20 protein-coding genes are annotated in these 21,511 nt (G+C 59.7%); 10 read left to right on the forward strand and 10 right to left on the reverse strand.

The features are described from left to right. Positions 1-74 precede the first annotated feature (74 nt). From ACR0AC_RS07570 to ACR0AC_RS07580, 3 genes are read right to left on the reverse strand one after another with little or no spacing between them, the layout of a single operon-like run. Positions 75-1,115 (reverse strand): lipocalin-like domain-containing protein, encoded by a 1,041-nt coding sequence (locus tag ACR0AC_RS07570; RefSeq protein ID WP_480872664.1) that lies wholly within the window; start codon positions 1,113-1,115, stop codon positions 75-77. Continuing rightward, positions 1,105-3,519 (reverse strand): FtsX-like permease family protein, encoded by a 2,415-nt coding sequence (locus ACR0AC_RS07575; protein WP_480872666.1) that lies wholly within the window; start codon positions 3,517-3,519, stop codon positions 1,105-1,107. Before ACR0AC_RS07575 ends, ACR0AC_RS07570 begins: the two co-directional genes overlap by 11 nt. Beyond that, complete coding sequence (locus tag ACR0AC_RS07580) at positions 3,516-4,163, reverse strand: ABC transporter ATP-binding protein (RefSeq protein WP_480872668.1); 648 nt, start codon at positions 4,161-4,163, stop codon at positions 3,516-3,518. The genes ACR0AC_RS07575 and ACR0AC_RS07580 overlap by 4 nt, the downstream gene beginning before the upstream one ends. A 176-nt stretch (positions 4,164-4,339) precedes the next feature. Here ACR0AC_RS07580 and ACR0AC_RS07585 point away from each other — a divergent pair, with 176 nt between their 5' ends. Beyond that, complete coding sequence (locus ACR0AC_RS07585; RefSeq protein ID WP_170450548.1) at positions 4,340-4,774, forward strand: potassium channel family protein; 435 nt, start codon at positions 4,340-4,342, stop codon at positions 4,772-4,774. On the opposite strand, the gene cls is transcribed toward ACR0AC_RS07585, so the two are convergent. The 3 genes from cls to ACR0AC_RS07600 all read right to left on the reverse strand — a co-directional run bounded on the left by cls (position 4,771) and on the right by ACR0AC_RS07600 (position 8,859). Beyond that, positions 4,771-6,183: a cardiolipin synthase gene (gene cls / locus ACR0AC_RS07590; RefSeq protein WP_480872671.1), complete on the reverse strand. Its 1,413-nt coding sequence runs from the start codon at positions 6,181-6,183 to the stop codon at positions 4,771-4,773. The genes ACR0AC_RS07585 and cls overlap by 4 nt on opposite strands. A 24-nt stretch (positions 6,184-6,207) precedes the next feature. Continuing rightward, positions 6,208-7,182 carry an HAD family hydrolase gene (locus tag ACR0AC_RS07595; RefSeq protein WP_170450552.1) on the reverse strand — a complete coding sequence of 325 codons (975 nt, stop codon included), beginning with the start codon at positions 7,180-7,182 and terminating at the stop codon, positions 6,208-6,210. 66 nt (positions 7,183-7,248) lie between these two features. Further along, positions 7,249-8,859, reverse strand: coding sequence for an arylsulfatase (locus ACR0AC_RS07600; protein ID WP_170450554.1), 1,611 nt, complete (start codon positions 8,857-8,859; stop codon positions 7,249-7,251). A gap of 224 nt (positions 8,860-9,083) precedes the next feature. On the opposite strand from ACR0AC_RS07600, the gene ACR0AC_RS07605 reads away from it, so the two are divergent. Continuing rightward, positions 9,084-9,734 (forward strand): Crp/Fnr family transcriptional regulator, encoded by a 651-nt coding sequence (locus ACR0AC_RS07605; protein WP_480581070.1) that lies wholly within the window; start codon positions 9,084-9,086, stop codon positions 9,732-9,734. A 2-nt stretch (positions 9,735-9,736) separates the two neighbouring features. On the opposite strand, the gene ACR0AC_RS07610 is transcribed toward ACR0AC_RS07605, so the two are convergent. Next, complete coding sequence (locus ACR0AC_RS07610) at positions 9,737-10,807, reverse strand: AI-2E family transporter (protein WP_480581072.1); 1,071 nt, start codon at positions 10,805-10,807, stop codon at positions 9,737-9,739. A gap of 162 nt (positions 10,808-10,969) precedes the next feature. Here ACR0AC_RS07610 and ACR0AC_RS07615 point away from each other — a divergent pair, with 162 nt between their 5' ends. From ACR0AC_RS07615 to ACR0AC_RS07625, 3 genes are all read left to right on the forward strand, one after another. Continuing rightward, the gene (locus ACR0AC_RS07615; RefSeq protein WP_170450560.1) at positions 10,970-11,830 is read left to right on the forward strand and encodes a YihY/virulence factor BrkB family protein; all 861 of its coding nucleotides are present in this window, start codon (positions 10,970-10,972) and stop codon (positions 11,828-11,830) included. After that, positions 11,827-13,728: a cytochrome c3 family protein gene (locus tag ACR0AC_RS07620; protein ID WP_480872675.1), complete on the forward strand. Its 1,902-nt coding sequence runs from the start codon at positions 11,827-11,829 to the stop codon at positions 13,726-13,728. The genes ACR0AC_RS07615 and ACR0AC_RS07620 overlap by 4 nt, the downstream gene beginning before the upstream one ends. Positions 13,729-13,830: 102 nt before the next feature. Further along, a complete protein-coding gene (locus ACR0AC_RS07625; RefSeq protein ID WP_170450564.1) occupies positions 13,831-14,019 on the forward strand; it encodes a hypothetical protein in 189 nt (62 codons plus the stop codon). Positions 14,020-14,021: 2 nt separating this feature from the next. On the opposite strand, the gene ACR0AC_RS07630 is transcribed toward ACR0AC_RS07625, so the two are convergent. Then, entirely contained in the window at positions 14,022-14,738 is a 717-nt protein-coding gene (locus tag ACR0AC_RS07630) for an RlmE family RNA methyltransferase (protein ID WP_170450566.1), read from the reverse strand. Continuing rightward, a complete protein-coding gene (locus ACR0AC_RS07635) occupies positions 14,738-15,850 on the reverse strand; it encodes a Ppx/GppA phosphatase family protein (RefSeq protein WP_170518736.1) in 1,113 nt (370 codons plus the stop codon). The genes ACR0AC_RS07630 and ACR0AC_RS07635 overlap by 1 nt, the downstream gene beginning before the upstream one ends. Positions 15,851-16,031: 181 nt before the next feature. Here ACR0AC_RS07635 and ACR0AC_RS07640 point away from each other — a divergent pair, with 181 nt between their 5' ends. From ACR0AC_RS07640 to ACR0AC_RS07655, 4 genes are all read left to right on the forward strand, one after another. Further along, positions 16,032-17,918, forward strand: coding sequence for a PhoX family protein (locus ACR0AC_RS07640; RefSeq protein WP_480872677.1), 1,887 nt, complete (start codon positions 16,032-16,034; stop codon positions 17,916-17,918). 245 nt (positions 17,919-18,163) lie between these two features. Beyond that, complete coding sequence (locus ACR0AC_RS07645) at positions 18,164-18,460, forward strand: virulence factor (RefSeq protein ID WP_170373668.1); 297 nt, start codon at positions 18,164-18,166, stop codon at positions 18,458-18,460. A gap of 26 nt (positions 18,461-18,486) precedes the next feature. After that, positions 18,487-19,413 carry a methylenetetrahydrofolate reductase gene (locus tag ACR0AC_RS07650; RefSeq protein ID WP_170450572.1) on the forward strand — a complete coding sequence of 309 codons (927 nt, stop codon included), beginning with the start codon at positions 18,487-18,489 and terminating at the stop codon, positions 19,411-19,413. Positions 19,414-19,422: 9 nt separating this feature from the next. Next, entirely contained in the window at positions 19,423-20,484 is a 1,062-nt protein-coding gene (locus ACR0AC_RS07655; protein ID WP_170450574.1) for a methyltetrahydrofolate cobalamin methyltransferase, read from the forward strand. Positions 20,485-20,537: 53 nt separating this feature from the next. Here ACR0AC_RS07655 and ACR0AC_RS07660 read toward each other — a convergent pair whose 3' ends face one another. Beyond that, positions 20,538-21,029, reverse strand: coding sequence for a winged helix-turn-helix transcriptional regulator (locus ACR0AC_RS07660; protein WP_480872680.1), 492 nt, complete (start codon positions 21,027-21,029; stop codon positions 20,538-20,540). 85 nt (positions 21,030-21,114) lie between these two features. On the opposite strand from ACR0AC_RS07660, the gene ACR0AC_RS07665 reads away from it, so the two are divergent. Continuing rightward, positions 21,115-21,492 carry a VOC family protein gene (locus ACR0AC_RS07665; RefSeq protein ID WP_480872682.1) on the forward strand — a complete coding sequence of 126 codons (378 nt, stop codon included), beginning with the start codon at positions 21,115-21,117 and terminating at the stop codon, positions 21,490-21,492. The last annotated feature ends 19 nt before the right edge of the window (positions 21,493-21,511 follow it).

Genomic DNA, 21,511 nt, shown 5'->3' on the forward strand with positions numbered 1-21,511 from the left:
CATGCGACAGGAATAGCCCGAGAGCGCCGTAGGCGTGGCAGGGTATTCCTGTCTCAGAATTAAGGTCGCACGCTTTAATACCCGGTCATCTCAAGGTAGCCGCGCCCTGCGTGGCTGCCTGAGACCGTGACAGGGCCTTCCCAATATTCAAATCGCGTCGCCATCCAGGCGTCAGGGATCAGGGCCGAAACCTCGACGTTTATGTCGCGGTCAGGCAGGGTGACGTTCCATCGAATTGGCACATCCCGACCCGCAACGCGTGCGGTTTCAAGTGGTGTGAACTGGGCCGATCCATCAGGCAGTGTCTGGCTGCTGCCATCCGCATTGATCCATGTGGCCGCCGTGAAATCACCCCGTGCTCCGCGCAGGCGAAACGCCATCAGCTTGTCACCATCATCGAAGCTGAGCGAGAACCAGTCCCACCCGCTTTGATCCTCGGCCAAGGGCTGCGACGACCACTCGCGATCCAGCCAGGCATGACCGGTGACTGCGATGTCTCCGTCCGGCAAATGCAGGGTGCCTTCGATGGCGTAGAAGGGTTGGGAGTAGTAATAGCTCGCCTGACCGTCTGCGGATTTCACGGAATATCCGCCGTCTCCGTGAAAGACCAACGGACCTTGAGCGTTCAGGGACAGGGTATAGCCGAAATCCGCTCCATTCGCGGTCAGCGACAGCGAGTCGAAATCCGGCCCGCTCATGCGCCATTCGTCGATCCATGCGGCAAAGGGTTGGGCCGACACTCCGGCCTGACCGATGCCACCGCGGGACAGGCGTTCGGCGAAGTAATGGCGCTCGGGCGTGGTGATTGCTGCGTGACCCATCCAGATTTGCGGGCTTTGCCAGCCGTCGGTGTCAAAGGGCTTTAGGGCAGATCGGAACAGCGTCCACTGAATGCCATAGTCGCGCCCGTCTTCCCCCTTCAGGTTGGCCGTCAGGTACCACCATTCGATGCGATAGCTGGGATGCGCGCCGTGATCTTTGGGAAAGACGAACTGAACGTCTGGTTGAGGCACGTCGAACCCATCTGCCGAGCCACCCAGACCCGCATAGCCCTGCGCCAACGCGGAAACCGGCAGGCAGAAGAGGAGGGCCAGGATTAAGGCTCTAACGTTCATTGGCAAAAACCCTCAGTAAGTTTGCCGGTGGCAGGTGTAACAGGCGCAGTGCGGGCAGGGCGGCTGCGATCAAGGCAGCCAGCAGCGTGAGTGCGAATAAATACAGCCAATCCCATGGGAACAGGTACATCGGCAGGCGCCAGCCGAATGCCTGTACATTAATGACAGCAAGCAGGACCCAGGCCAGAACCAGCCCCAGCGGCAGCGCAAGACAGGCCGTCAACGCCGCCAGTAGAACACTGCGCAACAGCTCGAATTTCGCCAGTTCTGCGCGATTCAGACCCAAGGCCCAAACCGGCGCGATCTGAGGCAGGCGCTGGGTCCATAGGGTCAGAAGGCTGGTTAAAATGGCGAACCCGGCGACCCCAAGTGTCAGGATGTTGAGTGCGGAGGTCACGACAAAGGTCTTCTCAAAAATCGTCCGCGATTGCGCCTTCATCGCGGCCTGCTGCACCACGTTTCGGGGCGGCAGATCGAAACGCGCGCGTAGGGATTGCGCCATCTCAGTCGCTGCGCCCGGGTCCATACGTATACCAAAGCGTCTTGCGTCTGTCCCCGGCGCGATCTGATCCAGTTTGGTCATGGACACAATCGCCTGACCGGTGGGGTTGCCATAGTCGGAATAGACGCCCGCGATTGGCATTTGATGGTCCGGCGCGATCGTCAAAACATCCCCCGGCCAAAGCTGCGCGCGGCGGGCCAGTTGCTCGTTGATCAAAATGGCCTCACCCGCCATCACCCTGTTCCAATCGCCATTGGATCGGGCAATCAATGGCCAGTTATCCCGGTAGACCGGATCGTCTACGACCCCATACAAGAACAAAGGCCCGGTGGTGTGAGGCAACTCGACACTGCGGATCGGCAGGAGTGCATTGACCTGAGGGGCCAGCCATTCGGCCATCTCGCTGGCTTGCTGGTCGTCCTTGGCGGTTACATAAATTTCGGCGGTCAGGCGTTGATCGAGCCATCCGATGAAGGTCAGCCGGAAGCTGGAGACCATGGTGCCAACGCCGATATTTGCAGCCAGCGCCAGCAGCAGGGCCATCAGTGCCAGAGAAAGCCCCGGCAATTGCGCCCGCATATCGGCCCAGATCCATTGCGATACAGGGCCGCGCGCTTGTTTAGCACCTACCGATAGGGCGAAGGACAGAAGCAGTGGCAGCAACAGGGCGGCCCCGGTCAACAATCCGGCGAGCAAGACAAACCCGGCAAGCAGGCCACCGAGGCTGGTATAGAAAAGAGTACCGCCGACAATCAGACACACACCGATGATCCCAGCCAATCGGTGTGTCTGTCCCGAGCCGCTCCAGGCCTGCACGCCGGGCCCTTCAAGCAGTGGCATCCGGGCCAAGCGCCACAACGCATGACCGCTGGCCCCCAAGGTGCCCAGCAGCGCCATGGCCAGCCCCGCAAGCGCCCATTCGGGTTGCAGGGTCAACTGTCCCGTCACAGGTGCGCCGTATAGCCCGCGCAATGTTGCGGCCACGTCGGGCAGCAGCGCGCCTGCCAGAAAGAATCCCAGGATCAGCCCCAGTGCGCCGCCGATACAGGCCAGCAGGGTCAACTCGGCCAGGATCAGCCAGACCAGCCGCCGCATCGAAACACCCAGGGCGCGCAACGTTCGGATCACCCCGCGCCGTTGGGCAAAAGCCAGCCCGACCGTGCCATTTACGATGAACAGGCCGACAGCGAAGGACAGCAGTCCAAAGGCGGTCAGGTTCAGGTGGAAGCTGTCGGTCAGTTGCGCGGTATCGACCTGCGAATCCGGGCTGATCTGTTGCAGTTCCGGTGCGACATCCGACAGTGGCAACCGCCCGCGCGGCTGGTTTGGCAGAACGACAAGGCGCGAGATCGTACTGGGTTGACCCAGCAGAGTCTCGGCCACGCCAATGTCGGTCAGAATGACATCCGGGGGCAGGGACCGGGACAACAGAATGGGCGGCAGATCGATTATCGGTTCCAGAACAGGTGCAAGATCGGGATGCACTAGCAAGCGCCCGGGCGCAGTCAGCATGTCGGCGGGATCGGGTGGGTCGGCGTCCTGTTCGGTCTCGGTCACGGCGGGCAGGGCCGGGTAGGCCACCATATCCACGCCCATCAGACGCATTGTCCGCCCCCCGACACGGAAAGTACCCTCGAGCACAGCCGCGACCTGCCAACCGGCCTGACGCAGTTGGGCATAACGCGCAACGGGGATGGGGCCGGTGGGATCGCGTAGTTCATCGAACTGACCAAGTGCCAGTTGGGCGTTTGCGCGGGCATAGCTGGCGCGCGCTTCGGCATTGATCGCCTGCACCGCAGACCACAGACCGGTGGCCAAGGCGATCCCGATCAGCAATGTCGCAAGTTGCAGCCAGTGCGCACGCCAATGGGACAGCAACGCTTGTATGACCGGTCGCGTCATTGGATCCGGCCACCGGCCAGATGCACGCGCCGTTCTAGCCGCGCAGCAATTTCGGCGGAATGGGTGACCAGCAGCAGCGCCGCGCCTGTATCCGCCACAAGCGATAGCATCAGGTCCAACACAGTGGTGCTGGCGGTTTCATCCAGATTGCCCGTGGGTTCATCTGCCAGCAACAGTTTCGGGCGCGCACCCATGGCGCGGCCGATGGCGACCCGTTGTTGTTGCCCGCCGGACAGGTTCTCGGGGAAGCGATCCAGAAGATCGGACAATCCCAGCCTGTCCGCCAGATGGGCGCTCCAGTCGGGATCATGGCACCCGGCCAGTCGGGCGTGGAACGAGAGGTTCTGTGCAACCGTCAGCGACGGGATCAGGTTAAACTGCTGAAACACCAACGAAACATGCCGGCGGCGCAGGTCGGCCCGTCCAGCATCATCCAGCAAGGACAGGCGCGCTCCGTTCAGCGTGATCTCGCCCCCGTCGAACCGATCCAAAGCGGCTGCGAGGTTCAGCAGAGTGGATTTGCCGCTGCCGCTTTCTCCGGTCAGCGCCAGTGTCTGCCCCTGATCCAGTTCCAGCGACACGTCGCGCAGCACCGGCCGCCCGCCGGGATAGGATTTCTGCACCTTGTCTATTGTCAACAGCATCGACCGACCCACTTTTTCCCAGCAGGATGTGCAACAGTTTTGACCTATGTCCAGTGCAGACCGACCCCCGGTGCGTTTCGCCGCAGGGGCAAAATCCGCCAACCGGGCTTGTGCCAAGGCGCGGCACGGGCCATTCTGGCTGACAGAGTCATTACTGCAATTCAGGGTGAAAAAACATGAGCTTGCTGCACCAGATTGTATGGGGCAGTGCCTTTCTGGGGCTCTGCTTTGTGGTCGAGATCTTTTTGCTGACCTGGTGCACTATCGTCATCATGAGGATGGAGCCGAAATGGTCCAAAAGCGGGCTTTTTCTGGCGACTGCTGCACCGATTGCAATGGCCTTAGTGTTCATTGTTCTGACACACACCATTCAGGTCTGGATCTGGGCGGTTGTGTGGGTCCTGCTTGAGGTGCTGCCCGACTGGAACACGGCGCTTTATTTCTCGTTGGTCACATTCACCACGCTGGGCTATGGCGACATCGTTTTGGGCGAGGCGTTGCGAATTTTCGGCTCGTTCGCGTCAGTCGCGGGGCTTTTGGCCTTTGGCCTGTCCACCGCCTATATGGTGGCCCTGATGACCCGCGTGTTTCAGGAACGGTTCTTTTCCTAAAGGATGGGCGCAAACAGCCTGGCCAGCGGAGCGCCGAACCGGATATGGGCCGGTTGTTGTTGCAAAGACCGGGTGAGTTCATAGCAGTTCTCGAAATCCGCCAGCAGCATCCGTTCAACGGCTTGCGTTGCCCTTTGATCGAAGAACAGGGCCATCGCCTCAAAATTCAGGCGGAAGGAACGGTTGTCCAGATTTGTTGTTCCAACCGCGGCCAGCGTGTCATCAACGACAAACACCTTCTGGTGCATGAACCCGTCGGTATAACGAAACACCCGTGCGCCGCAGTCGCGAACCTCATCGAAATAGGCAAAGGCAGCAAGCCAGGGCAGTCGGTGATCGATCATGTCGGGTACCAGGATTCGTACATCGACGCCACGCATGGCCGCGTGTTGCAGGGCGGTCATGATGTCGATATCGGGCACGAAATAAGGCGAGGCGATCCACAGCCGTTCCTTCGCCTCGGCGATGGCGGAAAAGAACAGCATCGCCCCGGTTTCGGTATCGTCTCCGGGCCCGGTTGCGACCAGCAGGGCGTTCATATCCTGCTCGGACTCGGTTCCGGCCCAATCCACTTCGTCGATCAGGTCTTCGTCGCGGGCCCAATGCCAATCCTCGGTGAAGATAAGTTGCAGCTGCCGGACGATATGCCCGGTCATCTTGATATGCGTGTCGCGCCAATGGCCAAAATGCTTGCTTTGGCCAAGATACTCGACCCCGACATTATGCCCGCCGATAAACCCGATCTCGCCGTCGATCACCACGGTCTTGCGGTGGTTGCGGTAGTTGAGTTGGAACCGGAAATTCGGCCCGCGCTGATCTTTGGGATTGGCTACGTCGATCCCGGCAGTCTGCATGGTCTCAAGATACTCGGTCGGCAGCCCGTAACTGCCCACAGCATCGGTCATGAACCGGACATGCACGCCGCGTTTTGCGGCAGCGATCAGCTTTTGCTGCAGTTTCAGACCCAGATCATCGGCGCGTACGATGTAGAACTGGATTAGGATGTAGTTTTTGGCCGCATCGATGGCGTCAAAGATCGCATCAAACGTGGCTTGCCCGTCGATCAGCAACTCGGCCCCGTTGCCGCGCGACACCGGGAGGTGCGCCAGAAACTCGAACGGGCGGGGGTTGATCGACATCGTGGACGGGTCGGGCTTGGAATAATCCGCAAAGCTTTTGATGCCTTCGACCACACGCTCGCTTTCCTGTCGTGCGATGCGATAGCCGCGAAACCGGTGGTGGCCCAGAAACAGGTACATAGGCACCGCAAAGAACGGGGCCGAGACCAGAAAGACCACCCAACCCACCGCACCTTGCGGGGTTCGGGCGGTCTGCGCGGCGCGAACGGAAAACACGACCGCCGTTACGTACAGGGCAAAAACGGCGGTCGAAACAAGCAGTGTCCACATAAGGTTCCAGGATCCGGGTGGTTTTTAGTTCGCCCCAGTGTAGACGCGAGACCAGTCCTGCGCCATATCCACGATCACCCATCCCATATCTGGGCCTTTGGCCAACCCATCGACCAGCTTGCCAATTGGGCTTTCGCGGTCATAAGCCCATTCGCGGTCTGCATCCGTGTGATGAATCAGGACACCCAATCTGGGCCCTTCGCCTGCGGTAACCCACTCCATCATCGCGAAATCCCCGTCCGAGTTTCCACCCGCAAGGATCGGTCGCTTGCCGATGGTGCGTTCGATATTGATCGGCTTTCCTTCCTTGTCATCAATGAAAGCGATGCCCGGCGTCTTGACCACGGTGGGCACGCCATCGACATGGTCGAAACTGGTATTGCCGTAGGTGCCCAACACCTGATGAGGGGGAATGCCATAGGCATCTTCGGCAAAGACCCGCATGAAATGGATGCCGCCGCCGGAGACGATATAGGTGGTGAACCCTTCGTCACGCAGATAACGCAGCAGCTCGACCATCGGCTGATAGGTCATTTGATCGTAAGGCAAGTCAGTATCCGGGTGGCGCGCCGTTTCCAGCCATTGGGCCACGGCGGCCTGAAACTCGGTAACGCTGGTGCCGGAATGCGAGGCATTGACGACCTCGATCAGCGCGTCATGACCGCCTTGCAGGATCGTGGCCAGATCGCCTTCGGCGGCGGCCTTCAGGGCAGGCGTTGTCAGGATCGACGGATCCTGCTCGGCCATGTCCGCAAGGCGATCCATGGCAAAAATGAACTGAAAATAGACGGGCTGTTCTGCCCAAAGTGTGCCGTCATTGTCGAACACGGCAATCCGGTCGGATGGGGTGACATAGGCGGGGCCATCCGGATCGGTCACGCCCTCGACAAAGTTGATAATCCGGGTGCGGGCATCGGTATCCTGCCAGCTTGGCAGCGGGTCAGCCTGTGCCATCAGGGGCAGGGCAAGCGCGGACACAACAGCGGTCAATCGCAGCATGAGAATTACTCCGTTCAATAAAGGAAGGGCCGCCATCATCGGCGGCCCCCTGAGTGGCAAGCGAACTTAATTGCCTGTCGGTGTGCTGAGCTTTTCCATCACCTGATCCAGGCTGAAGCTGGCGGCTTTCTGGCGTGGTGGGAATTCCTGGAAGGTGCTCAGGAAGTTGCCCACATATTGCTGCGCCGGCACCAGGAAATACGCCCGGTCGAGGATCCAGTCGTAATAGGTGTTCGAGGTGCGATAGCCACGCTCGTACGGGTCGCGGCGCAGGTTGACGATGATCGGCACGCGCAGTTCGGTGAACGGCTCCATCCACGCACGGAAGGTTGCCCATGCTTTCTGCTCAAGGAAGATCAGTTTCCAGTCGTCAAAGCGCAACGCCGACAGATCGCCATCGTCGGTGAAGTAAAAGATCTCGCGACGGGGGCTTTCTGTGGTCTCACCAGTCAGCAGGGGCAGGATGTTGTAGCCATCCAGATGCACTTTGTAGTCTCGGCCCATCGCGGGCGAGGAATAGCCTGCTTTCAGCTTGTCCTTGATCTCGGGGTCACCGGCAACGGCCAGGTAGGTCGGCAGCCAGTCCATGTGATGCACGATTTCGTTGTTGACGGAACCGGCCTCGATCTGTCCGGGCCAGCGCACCATCGAAGGCACGCGCCAGCCGCCTTCCCAGTTGGTGTTCTTCTCACCCCAGAACGGGGTCGAGGCCGCGTCGGGCCAGGTGTTGTAGTGTGGTCCGTTGTCGGTCGAGTAATGCACGATGGTGTTGTCGGCGATGCCCAGTTCGTCCAACAGGTCAAGCAACTGGCCAACATGCATGTCATGTTCGATCATGCCAGCGGTGTATTCGTCCGCCGGACCGCCAAAGATCTCATTGGCCTGCTGCCGCATCTCGTCTTTCACATGGGTGCGGAAGTGCATCCGCGTCCCGTTCCACCAGACATAGAACGGCGTCCCGTTGGCGTTGGCTTCGCGAATGAACTCAACAGCGGCTTCCAGCGTTTCCTCGTCCACCGTCTCCATCCGTTTGCGGGTCAGGGGACCTGTGTCCTGAATCTCGCCCCCGGCGGAGGAGCGGATTACGCCGCGCGGACCATAGGCTTCGCGGAAGGTGCGTCCGTCAGGCAGGATCGCGTCACCGGGATAGTCTTCGTGTTCGGGTTCTTCTTCGGCGTTCAGGTGGTAGAGATTGCCGAAAAACTCATCAAATCCGTGGTTTGTGGGCAGATGTTCATCCCGGTCACCCAGATGGTTCTTGCCGAACTGACCGGTGACATAGCCATGGTCTTTCAAAAGGCCGGCAATGGTAGGATCTTCGACCTGCATGCCTTCTTTCGCGCCGGGCAGACCAACCTTGGACAGGCCGGTGCGGAAAACCGATTGCCCCATGATGTATGACGACCGCCCGGCGGTGCAGGACTGCTCGCCATAGTAATCCGTAAAGATCATCCCTTCCTTGGCGACACGGTCGATATTGGGTGTGCGATACCCCATCAGGCCCATCGTATAGGCCGAGATATTGGATTGACCGATATCGTCACCCCAGATGACCAGAATGTTTGGCTTTTGATCCTGCGCCCAGGCGGGCAAGGCCAAAAGCACCGAAAGCGCACCGACGGCTGCGCGGCGTATCCCAGTACGCCAGTGTTCCACCAATTGAATAGAAGGTCGCATGTCTTGCTCCTGAATTTGCGGGCAGAACCGCCCGAGAGAATTTTTTGTGCTTTAACGTCGAGAGCCGGATCGACTACTCTGCGGATAGCTGTAAACGTCCTGTTCAAGCCCAGCTTGCGCAGGAATCGCTTGGCACCAAATTAGGCCAACAGCATGGGCCAAAACTTATCACATGATGATTTTCAAATATACCGATGTTAAAAAACAAACCTGATCTCAAGCCGTTGCAAGATTCAAATTGGCTGCAAACCCGGTCTGCCGGGTTCCGAACGGCGTTGATGGCCTGCGCCGTACACCGCAGGTATGAGGCCGGAGAAGCGCTGTATAACCACGGTGATCCGGCAGACGGCATTCATGGCGTGCTGGATGGTGGTGTCAGGCTGACCACCCCTGCGGATGACGGGCAGGAGTACGTTCTGCATCAGGAAGGGCGTGGGTTCTGGGTCGGTGATCTGGCGCTGTTTGCCAACGCGCACCGGCTGGTTGGGGTGGTCGCGACAAAGCACACCGAGGCCTTGTTTTTTCCGTCGGCCATGCTGGACAGGATGGTGCAGCAAAACCCGGAATACCTGCGCGATTTCTATGTGTTGTCACATGAAAACATGCAAAAAGCCCTGCGGATCATTGCCAACCTTGGCGTAACGGGTACGGAAAAGCGTCTGATCCTGCGGTTGCTGCATCTGGAGGAGGTTGCCGCAGACGCCGATGGCTGGCTACAGGTTTCGCAAGAGGAACTGGCCGCGATGATCGCCGTATCCCCGCCGACGCTGCACCGGACGCTGCAACGGCTGATCAAACAGGGCCTGATTGCTGGCGGCTATGGGCGCCTCAAGCTACAGGACCGCCCGGCTCTGATCGCGCTTTGCCAAAGCTGAGGTCAGGGCTGATCATCCCCTAGTCGCCCGTCCAGCGACATCAGGATGGCCACCGGGCGCAAGGCGGGGATGTGGCTGAATACGATCAGGATGCAAACGGTTAACGGCACGCTCAGGAACGCTCCGATAAGGCCCCAGACGGTGGTCCAGAACATCAGGGCCAGAACGACCAGAAACGTGGACATGTTCAGCGACCGGCCCAGCATCGCCGGATCTACGAAATTGCCGATCAGGAACTGGATGGTGCCGCAGCCCAGAACCACCACCAGAAACGGGCCGATGCTTTCGAATTGCACAAGCGCGATCATGGCCGGGAAGACCACGGCAATGATCGACCCGATCGAGGGGATGAAGTTCAGCGCAAAGGTCAGAACCGCCCATGTTTCGGCATATTCCAGTCCGAGGATGCGGAAGACGGTGTAGCTGATGCCCGCCGTGATCAGACTGATCAGGGTTTTGACCCCCACATAACGCTGCAGGCTGAATGAAATTGCATCCAGCATCGCCGAAAACTCTTTGCCGGTTTCGGGGTTGCCTGCGGCCAGTTGGATTTTCTTGCGAAAGGCCAGTCGTTCGGCCATCAGGAACGCGACATAAAGGCTGATCAGAAAGAACTGATTCAGCAGCGAGGTCGCGCTGCCCAGCAACAGCCGCGCCAGATAAGACATGTCGATACTGACCAGATTGTCGCGAATGAAGGTCGTGACATCACTGCCCACCAGCCCCGCCACGCGGTTCACCGCATCATCGAACTGGGTCTCATACGTGTTGATGCTGCGGGCGAACTGTGTCGCCTGACTGCCCAGAATATACATGATCATGAACAAACCGGCCAAAACCACAGTTACTCCGGCAATATTGGCCAGCCAGACGGGGGCTCGGGTCACCGCAATGACCCGGTCGCTGAGCGCGATGATCAGAACATTGATCAACAGGGCCATCGTCAACGGAATCAGAAAAGCGGCACCCGCATACAGCCCCAAAACAACCAGAGCTGCGATGATACAACTGTCGCGTACCACGGACAGGCTGGGGCGATAGCGATCTTTCGGGCTGTTTGGATCAAGGGTCATTCGCAAACCTGAACTATGATAGGGCGGGCGCATGCAAAGCGGGTCGGGTTGTCCTGATCCTGCACAGCTGGGTAAGTTTATGCAATGCAGTCAGTTATTTATATATCGGGATTTACGACTTCCCGGGTTCTACCGGGGCTGCGGGCGGGCTAGGGTTTCAGAATGTCGCAACCATCGATTCTACTATCCGGCCGTCTGATCAAAGCGCTGTTTCTGGCGTTTCGGCGGTTCAGCGAGAAAAACGGCTTTGTCATGAGCAGCCATGTCGCCATGTCGATGATGATGGCGTTGTTTCCGTTTGTACTGTTCACCGTGGCGCTGGCAGGGACGTTGTCGCAAGGCTATGTGACGGACGAGTTGATCGACCTGATTTTCGGCGCGTGGCCGCAGGATGTGGCTGGCCCGATTGTGTCCGAACTGCGGGCGGTTCTTCAGGGGTCAAGCTCGGGCGTGATCACGATCGGCGGTTTGCTGGCGGTGTATTTTGCTTCGAACGGGGTGGCGGCGGTGCGGGCTGCGATGAATCAGGCCTATCACGACCGGGACAGCTGGCCGTTCTGGAAGACGAGGCTGCTGTGTATCGTTTTGGTCATTCTGGGCGGGGCCGCCATTCTGATCGTCGCTGCGGTCGAGGTCGTGCTGCCCGTCTACACAACGCTGGTGTCCAAGCATACGGACGTGGATGTCTCGACTTGGCTTTCGGTGGACCGGCTGCGCTGGACCTTTACCGTGGCCGTGCCGGTGGCGACCATACTGCTGGCGCATCTTGTTCTGCCGACGCGGCGCCACCGGGTGATGCAGATCCTTCCGGGCGTGGTGCTGACCCTGCTGCTGTTGGGCGGCGGCGGCTGGGCCTTTTCGATCTATATCGCCCAATTCGCCAGCTACAGCGCCACCTATGCCGGTCTGGCCGGGGCCATGGCCGCCCTGATCTTCCTGTACCTTTGCGCAGCGATCCTGATCCTGGGCGCGGAATATAACGGCGCGCTGATGGACCTGCATAGCGAGGATGACAGCGCATGAAGTGGCTCGCCTTTGCGGTTTCCGTGTTGATATCCGGGATCGCCTACGCTCAGACCCCATCATATGTTGGATCCGAGCAATGCGCCGATTGTCATACCGAAGAAACAGCCGCCTGGGCCCAATCCCATCACGCACTGGCCTGGGCCGGGATTGAAGACGGGGCGCTGGTCGCGGATTTTGACGGCACGGTGTTCGAACATGACGACATGTCGGTCCGCTTCGGTTATCGTGGTGCGACGCCTTATGCGGATGTGACCGAGAAAGATGGCGCAACGACCAGCTATGACGTGCATTCCGTCGTCGGGATCGAGCCTTTGCAGCAATATCTGTTCGAAACCGAACCCGGACGATTGCAAAGCTTTGATGTGGTCTGGGACACCGAAAACAAGCGTTGGTTCCACCTCTATCCCGATCAGGACCTGCCGCCGGATGACGGGCTGCATTGGACCGGGCCTTATAAGAACTGGAACGCACGCTGCGCCGAATGCCACGCCACAGGATTCGAAAAGAACTATGACGTGCAAAGCCGAACCTATCAGTCCCGTCAGGTCGAAATCGGTGTCGGGTGCGAGGCCTGCCATGGTCCGGGCTCGGCGCATATCGACTGGGTTGGCGGAAAATCGGTTGCAGAAGGTCTAAGCGAGTCTGGCTTTCTGATGTCATGGGGCAGGGGCCAGACCGAGGCGGAAATCCAGCAATGCGCCGGGTGCCATTCCCGGCGCGAGGCGCATGAGCAAGGCAACCCTCTGCCCGGCACGCCCTATCACGATGCCTATAATCTGGCCCTGCTGCGGCCTGGAACCTATCACCCAGACGGGCAGATACTGGACGAGGTTTATGTTTACGGCTCGTTCCTGCAATCGAAGATGTACGCGCAGGGCGTTGGCTGTTTGAACTGCCACGAACCCCATAGCGCCGAGCTGCGGGCCGATGGTAATGGCGTTTGCACGCAATGCCATTCCCCGGCGGGCAACCCCGATTTTCCGACTTTGGCGCGCAAGGAATACGACACGCCTGCGCATCACCACCACCCCAAGGACAGCGTGGGTGCGCAATGCAAAACCTGTCATATGATCGAACGTGTCTATATGGGCGTCGATGGTCGCCGCGATCACAGTTTCCGCGTGCCGCGCCCGGATTTGGGGCTTGGACAGGACGCCTGCACCGATTGCCATGTGGACAGGGATCAGCCATGGGCAACCGCCCGGATTGAAGAATGGTTTCCGAATTCATCGCATCGCGGCCCGCATTTCGGGTCGGCCTTTGCCCCGGCGATGGCGGGGCAGGCAGACAGCCCCGAAGGGTTGCTGGCCATTGCTCTCGACCCCGCACAGCCGGGCATCGTCCGGGCCACGGCAGCTTATCTTTTGCAACCGTTTGGCTCTGCAGACTTGGCAGAGGCGACGGTTGCACTGTTGGCGGATGCCGATCCGTTAGTTCGTGCCAATGCGGTTACCTTGCAGCGTCAGGCATCTCCATTCGATCAGGTGCAGCGACTTGAACCGCTCTTATCCGACCGGCTACGCAATGTGCGTATATCAGCAGCGAAAGAGTTCCTGAACATTCCACCCCAAGCCCTGACACCGGATCAGCAGGCCCTGGCCGGGCAAGCGATGTCCGAATGGCAGGGCGCAATTGCCAACCGGCTGGATTTCCCCGAGACCCATATGGTGCTGGGCGGCATGGCGCTGACCTTCCGCAATGCACCCGCCGCCGAACGGGCGTTTCGCGAGGTTGTCACGCTTGATCCCCAACGGGCCGAGGCCTGGCCGATGCTGGTGCAACTGGCACAGATCAACCGGGGGCCGGATGCCGCGCGTGAGGTCTTGATAGAAGGCCTGGGGCGCATCCCGGACGACCCAAACCTGCAAGAATTGTCCAGACAAATCGGGCCATAACATTGGCATCTGCCTGCCCGCATCGCGCCATTATCCCGGCAAATTCTGACGTTAACCCTTAGGTCGAAGGTGTCGGCCTAAGGTGCAGTCAAAGGTGGCAATATGTCGGAGCATTCAAAGAAACTGCCCATTCCACGGGGGAAATGGGTCTCGCTTGACCAGCGGATCGCGCAGTTGCGCGAGCAAAAGCCGGTTGATCTGAACCACGGGGAAGGTCTGATGCTGCAAGGCATCGCAACCGCATCGCTGAGAGAGCAGCGTTTGCCCGGCCAGATCTCGCTGGAAGATTAACGTCAGCCGCGAAACCCGGTTGCCACCACGAATTTTTCGGAACTGTCTGAACGCGATGCGGGTGGTTTGACGTTGGCAACCTTGTCGAATTTCTGCTTCAGCAGCTTCTGCAAATCGCCCTCGGCCCCTCCGGCCAGAACCTTGGCAACAAACGTGCCGCCTTCTTCAAGCACGTCGAACGCAAAGTAGGCAGCGGTTTCGCACAGCGCCATGATCCGCAGATGGTCAGTCTGTTTGTGGCCCGACGAGGCGGCGGCCATGTCCGACATCACCACATCGGCCTTGCCGCCCAACCAGTCTTTGACCTTTTGATCGGCGTCATCTTCCATGAAATCCAGCACATGCGCTGTGGCTCCGGCCACCGGTTCAACCTCTTGCAGGTCGACGCCCAGAACCGTTCCGATCCGCTTGCCACTTTTCTCGCCCAGCGCGTTCACCCGTTTGACGGCCACTTGCAGCCAGCCTCCGGGCGCGCAGCCCAGATCAACCACACGGGCACCGGGCACCAGAAACCGAAACTTCTCGTCCAGTTCCAATATCTTGAACGCCGCGCGCCCGCGATAACCCTCGGCCTGCGCGCGTTTCACATAGGGGTCATTCAACTGCCGCTCGAGCCAGCGGGTCGAGCTGAGCTTGCGCCCGCGCGCAGTCTTCACCTTGACCTTCAGGTCGCGTTGCCCACGGCCTGAGGTGTTTTTGCCACTCGGTGTCTTCGCCATCAGAACGGTCCGTCTTCCAATACGCCGTCCGCACTCATCTGCGCATAAAGCAGACCCTCGCGCAGCCCCCGGTCCGCCACGGAAAGGCGGTCGGTGGGCCAGCATCGAAGCAGCGCCTGCAAAATGGCCGAGCCGGACATGATCAGGGCCTGCCGGTCATCCCCGATCCGGGGGTCGCGGCGGCGCCCGTGAGGGCCGAGTTCTAAATACCCGCGTATGACTTTGTCAATCTGATCGCTGGTCATGCGCAGACCGTCCACTTTGGTACGATCGTATCGCTTCAGCCCCAGATGGGACGCGGCAACCGTTGTGACTGTGCCGCTGGTGCCGACGATCTGAAACCCGGCGCGGGCCTGTTCGTCCTTGTAGGGGGCGAAATCGGCCAGATTTTCTTCGAAAAACCAACTCATCAAGGCGAAACGGGCCGAGTCATCCTCGACGTCGTTGAACTGATCGCGCAGCGTGGCGACGCCCAAGGGAACGCTGATCCAATCCACCACCTTGGCGGCGGGAAACGGGCTGTCGGCAGTGTGGAACCCATTGTGGAGGCGCATGATTGCCGCCGGACGGTCGCGGCGCGGAACCGAGGAAATGTCGATCCAAACCAACTCGGTCGAGCCTCCGCCTATGTCGACGACCAGTAATTGCTCGGTCTTGGTCGAAACCAGCGGCGCGCAGGAAATGACAGCCAGACGCGCCTCTTCCTCGGGCTGGATGATCTCAAGCGTCAGGCCGGTTTCGCGCTTCACCTGACGGATGAAATCGCGCGAATTCTTGGCGCGGCGGCACGCTTCGGTGGCGACCAAACGCATGCGTTTGACCTTGTTGCGTTTCAGCTTTTGCTGACAGATGCGCAGCGCCTGAACGGTGCGCGACATCGAGGCCCGGGACAGCCGCCCGGTCCGTTCCAGACCCGCGCCCAACTGCACGGATTTGGAGAAACTGTCGACCACATGGAACCCGCTACCCTTGGGTTGGGCTATCAACATGCGGCAGCTATTTGTCCCCAGATCCAGCGCGGCATACAGCGCATCTGGATCGGGTCTTGCCGGCGCGGGGCTTTCGACCGCCTTCGGGAACGCGCCCGCACCTTTGGGACGCTTGGGCGCCATTCGTCACGCCCTCCGATTTTCGAGTTAATTTGACCCTAGGCGGGGGATCGCCGACGCGCAAGTGATTTCAATTTTGAATTTAACGTGAGTGTCACACAGCGTTCATACTGGAATGCGATCCCCGCGCGGGATCCCCGATACGGGATTCTCTACCAGCTTTCAGCCAGATACGGAGATTGCCATGAAAGACGAACGCACCCTGTCCTTTGATGAATACGATGAGGTCGTAAACCCACGTCCCGAAGAATGTGAATTTGATCGCGTGGTCGAACGCGCCTTGTCGCGTCGCGGATTCCTGGGCGGCGTTCTGGCCATGGGCAGCTTCACCGCCGTTGGTGGCGCGCTTATTCCTTCTGGCGCGCGCGCAGCGGCGGACCGGTTCTCGTTCGAGGCGATCCCTGTATCCACCGCAGACGACGTGATCGTACCGCCGGGCTACAAGGCCGAGGTCATGGTCCGTTGGGGCGACCCGCTGTGGTCTGATGCGCCCGAATTCGATCACGCGACCCGTGGGACGGCTGCCAGTCAGGAGCGCGCCTTTGGCGACAATACCGATGGTCAGGACGTGTTCTATCACGACGGGCACGTGTTGCTGGTGGTAAACAACGAATACACCAACCGCGACATTCTGTGGGGCAACAACCCCGATGCCAAAGCAGCCTCGGACGACGACGTCGCCAAGGGCATGATGGCCCACGGCGTGACCGTGGTTGAGATCGCCAACACCGACGGTACATGGGGCATCGTCAAGGACAGCCCGTATAACCGCCGCATCACGCCGCAGACCGATATGACGATCACCGGCCCCGCAGCTGCTCATGATTTGATGAAAACCGCTGCTGATCCGACCGGGACCACGTCGAAAGGCACCTGGAACAACTGCGGCAACGGTATGACCCCGTGGGGCACGTACCTGGCCTGCGAAGAGAACTTCAACGGCTACTTCTCGGCAGAAGACGAAAACCACGAGGTCAGCGCTGAGTTGAAGCGCTATGGCGTCTCGGCCAGCGACTGGGGCTATGGCTGGGCCAAGATCGACGACCGTTTTGATGTGTCGAAAAACCCAAACGAGCCGAACCGCGCCGGTTATGTGGTTGAGATCGACCCGACCGATCCCAGCTCGACCCCGCGCAAACTGACCGCCCTGGGCCGTTTCAAGCATGAAAACGCCGAAGCGGTCGTTAACAATGACGGTCGTGTTGTCGTGTATATGGGCGATGATGAACGCGGCGAGTTTCTGTATCGCTTTGTCTCGGACGGTGTGTATGCCGCTGGCGTGGACACCAACGCCCTGCTGGAAAACGGGACCCTGTCGGTCGCCAAGTTCAATGACGACGGCACCGGTGAGTGGCTGGATCTGACGCCCGAGACAACGGGTCTGGCCTCGCAAGCCGAGATCAGCATCCACACCCGTCAGGCAGGCTCCGCCGTTGGCGCGACCACCATGGACCGCCCGGAATGGGTTGCTGCCAACCCGAACGTGGCCGAGGTGTATTGCTGTCTGACCAACAACAAGAACCGGGGCGTCAAACCGAATGCCGGGGGTGACGACACCTCGGTCAACGGTCCCAACCCGCGCGAGGCCAACAATTACGGCCAGATCGTGCGCTGGCGTCCGGATGGTGGCGATCACACTGCTTCGGGCTTTGCTTGGGATCTGTATGTGCTGGCGGGTAACCCCAATGTGCATCAGGACGCCTATGGTGGCTCGGACAACGTCAACGCCGACAATATGTTCAACTCGCCCGATGGTCTGAAATTCGACAGCAACGGCCTGCTGTGGATCCAGACCGACGGCAACTATGGCAACGAAGGCGATTTCGAAGGGCAGGGCAACAACCAGATGTTGGCAGGCGACCCGGTCACCGGTGAAATCCGTCGCTTCATGGTTGGTCCGAATGAATGCGAAATCACCGGCCTCAGCTGGTCTCCGGATCGTCGCACCATGTTCGTGGGCATCCAGCACCCGGGCGAGGACGGCAACAGCCACTGGCCTGAAGGGGGCGATGCAGTGCCACGTTCGGCGATCATCGCGGTGACTCGCGAAGATGGCGGACTGGTGGGTTAACCCCTCTGGACCCTTAAAAACATGCCCCGGACGCGGTTTCCCGTCCGGGGTTTTTGGTTTTATGAAGCGGTTTCATGGTGAATTGAGGATTATGATATGCGCAATTGCAGGGGCCCCGTGTAAAAGCCCGGTACACCACCCTGGGCAAAAACGTCGTTTGGAAAGCGTTGGGTGTCGAAAATCGACTGACCCGAGCCCAGATTGAAGTTTAGAACCGCCCCATCGGGTTAGGAGGAATCACAGCAATGCCTGACGTCACCATCGTTTACTGGCGCGACATTCCCGCTCAGGTCATTGTCGGCAAGGGCCGTCGTGGGGCCAAGCGGCAGTTGGAAGAACGGTTCGAGCAAGCCATCGACCGGGCTGCCATGAAGGTGAACGCCAAGGACAGTGATGCCTATCTGGCCGAATGGCGCAAGGCCGAGCCTTTCGCGGTTGAGGGCGACCCGTCCGAGATTGCCGAGGCGCAGGCCGTGCGTCTGGAAACGGAATACGATCAGGACCGCATCAAAGCGCTGATCGCCAATGACGGTTGGGCATGAGCCCGAGACAGCTATGGGAGGCCGCAATGGCTTTGCTGAACTTCAAGAAACGTGATGCGGTCGAAAACGGGCCGGTGAATCCGACCGTCGAAGCCTTCTTGCAGGGCTATTCGATCGAGGTGATGCCCCGCACCGCCGAAAAGGTCGAAGATTTCCGCGCGCTGCTGCCAGAAGGCACCCGCGTCTACATCGCCCATATCGAGGGCACGCCCATCGAAGACATGGTCAAGACCGCCAAGCGTATCGCGGCCGAGGGCTATCCGGTCATGCCGCACTTCCCGGCGCGTATCATCAAGGACGCGGCGACGCTGGAGAACTGGATTTCCATGTATCAGGGCGAAGCGGGCGTCGAGCAGGCGCTGCTGCTGGCAGGTGGCGTTGCCAATCCGCATGGTGATTTTGACAGCTCGATGCAGTTGCTGGAATCCGGTCTGTTCGACAAGGCGGGTTTCAAGCGCCTGCATGTTGCCGGCCACCCCGAGGGCAACAAGGACATCGACCCGGACGGCTCGACCAAAAATGTCGACGATGCGCTGCGCTGGAAACAGAAGTTCAGCGAAACCACCGACGCCGAAATGGCTCTGGCCACCCAGTTTGCGTTTGACGCCAAGCCGATCATCGCATGGGCCGACAGCCTGAAAGAGGCGGGGATCGACATCCCGGTCCATATCGGTATCGCAGGCCCGGCCAAGCTGCAGACGCTGATCAAGTTTGCCATCGCCTGCGGTGTTGGCCCCTCGCTGAAGGTTCTGCAGAAACGCGCCATGGACGTGTCCAAGCTGCTGCTGCCCTATGAGCCGACCGATGTGATCACCGAACTGGCCAACCACAAAGCGGCCAACCCGGATTTCAACATCACCAACGTCCACTTCTTCCCGCTGGGCGGGATCAAGACCAACGCCAACTGGGCGATCAATAACGGCGGCGCTTCGGCAAAGCCTGCAAACTCCTAAGGAACGGATATGACCCGTACAGTCGTAGAATCAAAAACAAAAACTGCCGTTCTGGGCTTTGACGAACCGTTCTGCGTGATCGGCGAGCGGATCAACCCCACAGGCCGCAAGAAACTGGCGGCTGAACTGGAAGCGGGCGACTTTTCGACCGTGGAAAAAGACGCGCTGGCACAGGTTGCGGCAGGCGCGACCGTGTTGGATATCAACGCAGGCGTTGTCTACAACTCGAACCCCAACCCGAACGAGACCGAACCACCGCTGATGCGCAAGATCGTCGAGCTGGTGCAGGGTCTGGTCGATGTCCCGCTGTGCATCGACTCGTCGGTTCCGGGTGCTTTGGAAGCCGGTCTTGAAGCGGCTGAGGGCCGCCCGCTGCTGAACTCGGTCACCGGCGAAGAAGAGCGTCTGGAACTGGTTCTGCCGTTGGTCAAAAAGTACAATGTGCCGGTTGTGGCGATCTCGAACGACGATACTGGCATCTCGGAAGACCCTGATGTGCGCTTTGACGTCGCTAAAAAGATCGTCGAACGGGCCGCCGATTTCGGCATTCCCGCACATGACATCGTGGTTGACCCGCTGGTCATGCCCATCGGAGCGATGGCAACCGCAGGCCAGCAGGTGTTCGCTCTGGTCCGTCGTCTGCGTGAGGAACTGGGTGTGAACACCACTTGCGGTGCGTCCAACATCTCATTCGGTCTGCCGAACCGTCACGGTATCAACAACGCCTTCCTGCCTATGGCAATGGGTGCTGGCATGACCTCGGCGATCATGAACCCGGTTGCATTGCCGGTGACGCAGAAAAAGATTGCCGAGAAGAAAGAGGCAGTCGCTGCCGCTGGTATCATCCTGCCCGAAGGCATGGATGATGAGACCTTCGTGCAAATGTTCGGTCTGGGTTCCACCCTGCCGCGCGCCGGTAAGGAAATGGAGGCCATCCGCGCCGCCAACCTGCTGACCAACAATGACCCGCATGGCGGCGAGTGGATCCGGTTCAACAAAGCGCCCGAAGCGCCCGGCGCCGAGGGCGAAGGCCGCGGACGCCGCGGAGGTGGCCGCCGCCGGCGCGCCTGATCCAAAGGCTATCGCAAAATTCAGAGGCCGGGCATTTGCCCGGCCTTTTTTCGTCAATGCCGAAGCCCGATGGCCCGGTTGATCTCGCCCCCGGTGTTCACTGCGCAATAGGTGGGGAAGGGTGCCCGAGCGGATAGATCGATATCCCGCTGGATCCACTCACGCTCTTCCAATTGATGCAGCGCGGATGACAGGGCGCGATCGGTGATCGAGGCCAGCGTTGTTTTCATGGTCGAAAAGCGCTGCGGGGTTTCCGTCAAGGCCAGTATCGGAACTGACCAACTGCGCCTCAGCAAGGTGAATTCGGTCTCATCAGGAACGGTCGCCACAATTCTGCTTGCGATCTCGGCGGCCTTCACGCCCTCTGCGGTCAATCTGAACTCGGGTCGCAGGGGGTGACCGTGACCCGGGTTTCTTTCCAACAGGCCCAACTGAAAAAGATGATCCAGACTGGCGGCAAAGGACGTCCGGCTTGCACTGGTCGCGGCAAGCAATGGGGCCTGACGGCCCGGAACCCCAGAATGCAGCGCTGCCAGAATGTTCAACGACCACGCCCTAGAGGTCAGCTTGACAAGTGTCGCAATGTCCATAAAGTATAGTTAATATAATTTCAGACATAAGGAAAGCGCAATGGCCCTGATTTCTCTGGACAACACGATTACGCTCGCAATCTCGGTTCGTGATCGTCATGCAAGCGCGGAATGGTATGGCGATAAACTTGGCTTCGAATTGATCCACCACATTGACGAAGCCGGGTGGAGCGAAATGCAAACCAAGACCCAAGGCGTGACCCTTGGATTGGGTGAGCAGGCAGAACCAGCGCCGGGCAACATCGTGCCGGTATTTGGCGTGGCCGACATTGCAGCGGCCCGAACTGCGCTGGAAGGGGCCGGAGTGCGGTTCGATGGCGAAACCGAAACCATTGAAGGCATGGTCAGCACCGCAACATTCTACGACCCGGACAACAATGCCCTGATGTTGGCGCAGGATTTGACCACAGCCGGATAAGCACGTGTTTCAGAGGTAA

Source organism: Ruegeria sp. H7, from assembly GCF_056532945.1.